The sequence below is a fragment of the Mesorhizobium sp. M7A.F.Ca.CA.002.05.1.1 genome, from assembly GCF_003998335.1.
Lineage (GTDB): Bacteria > Pseudomonadota > Alphaproteobacteria > Rhizobiales > Rhizobiaceae > Mesorhizobium.
Genome location: NZ_RZQI01000829.1, coordinates 1 through 2,616 on the forward strand (window position 1 = coordinate 1; position 2,616 = coordinate 2,616).

Genomic DNA, 2,616 nt, shown 5'->3' on the forward strand with positions numbered 1-2,616 from the left:
GCAGGGTGGTGCCGTCAGTGTCCTTGCCAATGACGATAAAGCCTTTCTCGGCGCGCAGGATCATCAGCGCCTCCAGGCCGATGACGACGGCGTCGAACGCCTGGCCCGCCTTGCGCAGATGCGCCCATAACGGCTCGGCGCGATCGGCCCGGATCGAAATCTCGTAGCTCCTGTCGCCGGTGAAGCTGACGCGGGCAATGCGGACTTCGTTGCCGGCGTAGGTGCCATGACCGATGGCCATATGCGGAAGATCGGCGTCGCCGAGCGAGAGACCGAGATCCAGCGCTTCGAGCAGTTTTCGGGCGTTCGGTCCTGAAACTGTCAACGTTGCCATGTCCGATGTGGCGTTGTGAATATAGATCGCGCCGCGTCCGAAGCGGTCCTGTCGCCATTCCTCCAGCCGGGCGTGAACGGCAGCGACATGCGAGGACGAGCACGAGACGACAAAGCGATGCTCGCCCAGCCGCACCAGAACGCCGTCATCAAAGACCACGCCGTTCTCCGACAGCATGAAGCCGTAGCGGCAGCGGCCCGGCTTCAGCGTCGACATGGTGTTGTAGTACAGAAAATCCACGAATGCGGCCGCCTGCGGCCCGATCACCTCGATCTTGCCGAGTGTCGAACCGTCGAACAGCGCGACCGACTGGCGCGCGCGCCGTGCTTCGTCCGCGATCGAACGCTCCGCGTCAGCGCTGCCGCCATAATGGGCAGGGCGCAGCCAGCCGCCATATTCCTGGAAGACAGCGCCATTGGCGCGATGGACGTTTTCGAGCGGCAGCCGGCGCACCGGCGCCATCAACTCGCCGCCGCGCGCGCCGGCAAAGCTTGCCAGCGGCACCGGGGTGAATGGCGGACGATAGGTGGTGGTGCCGACCTCCGGCACCGTACGCCCGGTGATACCGGCCATCAGCGCCAGGCCGGGCAGGTTGGAGGTCTTGCCCTGGTCGGTTGCCATGCCGAGCGTGGTGTAGCGCTTCAGATGTTCGACCGAGACGAAGTTTTCGCGCGCTGCCAGTTCGACGTCCTTCACCGTCACGTCGTTCTGGTAATCGATCCAGATACGGCCTTTCGAGCCCGGAATCGGCCATGCCGGGAGAATGCCTCCCGTCGCCTCCGGTCCGGTGCTGCGCGGTAGGGGAGCCTTCGTCTGGCCGAGGGGTGCAAAGGCGGGGCCGGCGCCAGCAAACACCTCCGACAAGGAGACCGCGCCGGCTGCGGCGCCGATCACGGCGATGCCGTCGACCGGATCGCTTGGCAGGAAGGCGGCGCGCGCATCGCTCCAGGCGAGCTTGCCCTTGGCCTGGCCGAAGAGATGGATGGTCGGCGTCCACCCGCCGGAGACCAGGACGCAATCGGCATCGAACCTCGTGCCGTCGTCGAGCGTCACGCCGTCGACGCGCAGCTTGCCGCTGGCGGATGCGAGAGAACGCCCTTTGATCAACCGGGCATTGGCCGGCGCGGCAGGCGTGCCGTTGCGCCGGATGTCGACAAGCCTGACTTCGGCGCCGGCCTCGGCAAGCGCCCCCGCCACCTCATAGGCGCTGTCATTGTTGGTGGCGACGACGATGCGGCGGCCGACCAGCACAGCGTGGCGCCGGAGATAGGCGAACGCCGCATCCGCCGACATGATGCCCGGCAGATCGTTGTTGGCGAAAGGCAGCGGCCGCTCGATGGCGCCGGTCGCCAGCACGATCTGGCGCGGCCTGACCCGCCACAGCGTATCCGGCCGGCCGTCGAAATGGCGCTGATTCAGACCGACCAGATTGTGGTCGTAGATGCCGAAGGCGGTGGTCGAAGGCAGGATGAGGTGACCGCCAGCGACAAGCTCGGCAATCGTCTCCTTGACCCATACGGCCGCCGGCTTGCCGTCGATCTCCGCGGCACGATGGCCAAGCGATCCGCCGGGGCTCTGCTGGTCGTCTATCAATGTGACAGTCAGGCCAGCACCAGACGCCAGCCTTGCCGCTGCCAGCCCGGCCGGTCCCGCGCCTACAACCAGCACATCGCAATGATGGTTGATCTGGTCGGCCATGCCGGGCGAGGTCCAGTCGGCATCGACCGTGCCCAGCCCCGCCATGGCGCGGATGCGCGGCTCGAACCTGTGCCAGTCCGGCCACATGAAGGTCTTGTAGTAGAACGCGGCCGGGATGAAGCGCGCAAAACGGTCCAGGAAGGCGTGGCGGTCGGCCAGTGCGCTGGGCGTGGCATTGACGCTTTTCGCCACCAGTCCGTCGCGCGCCGGCTCGGTCGTGGCGCGCGTGTTGGGCGTCGCCCACAAGCCGCCGATATCGACCAGCGCGTTGGGCTCCTCGACGCCGGCGCCCCATATGCCGCGCGGCCGGTGGTATTTGAAGCTGCGGCCGACGACCGCGACGTCCCCCGCCAGCAGCGCCGAGGCGATGGTGTCGCCGGCAAAGCCCTGCACGATGGTTCCGTCGAAGCTGAAGCGGATCGGGCGCGAGCGGTCGATGGCGCTGCCGCCGGTGGCAAGACGTGAGGCGGTCACGCGGCATGCTCCCCGTCGAGAGCGGCCGAAGACAGCACCTTGTGGGTGACGGTGTCCCGCTCCATGACGAAGAACTCGCCGCAAATCATGTGGACCCAGATCTCGCGCGC

The 2,616-nt window shown here is 67.1% G+C and carries 2 protein-coding genes; both read right to left on the bottom strand.

The window, feature by feature from the left end:
• Positions 1-2,506, bottom strand: a 2,506-nt coding sequence (locus tag EN939_RS29130; protein WP_127271144.1) for a sarcosine oxidase subunit alpha family protein, incomplete at its 3' end; no start/stop codon positions are given.
• A complete protein-coding gene (locus tag EN939_RS29135) occupies positions 2,503-2,607 on the bottom strand; it encodes a sarcosine oxidase subunit delta (protein WP_272483117.1) in 105 nt (34 codons plus the stop codon). The genes EN939_RS29135 and EN939_RS29130, both read right to left, overlap by 4 nt.
• Positions 2,608-2,616 lie beyond the last annotated feature (9 nt).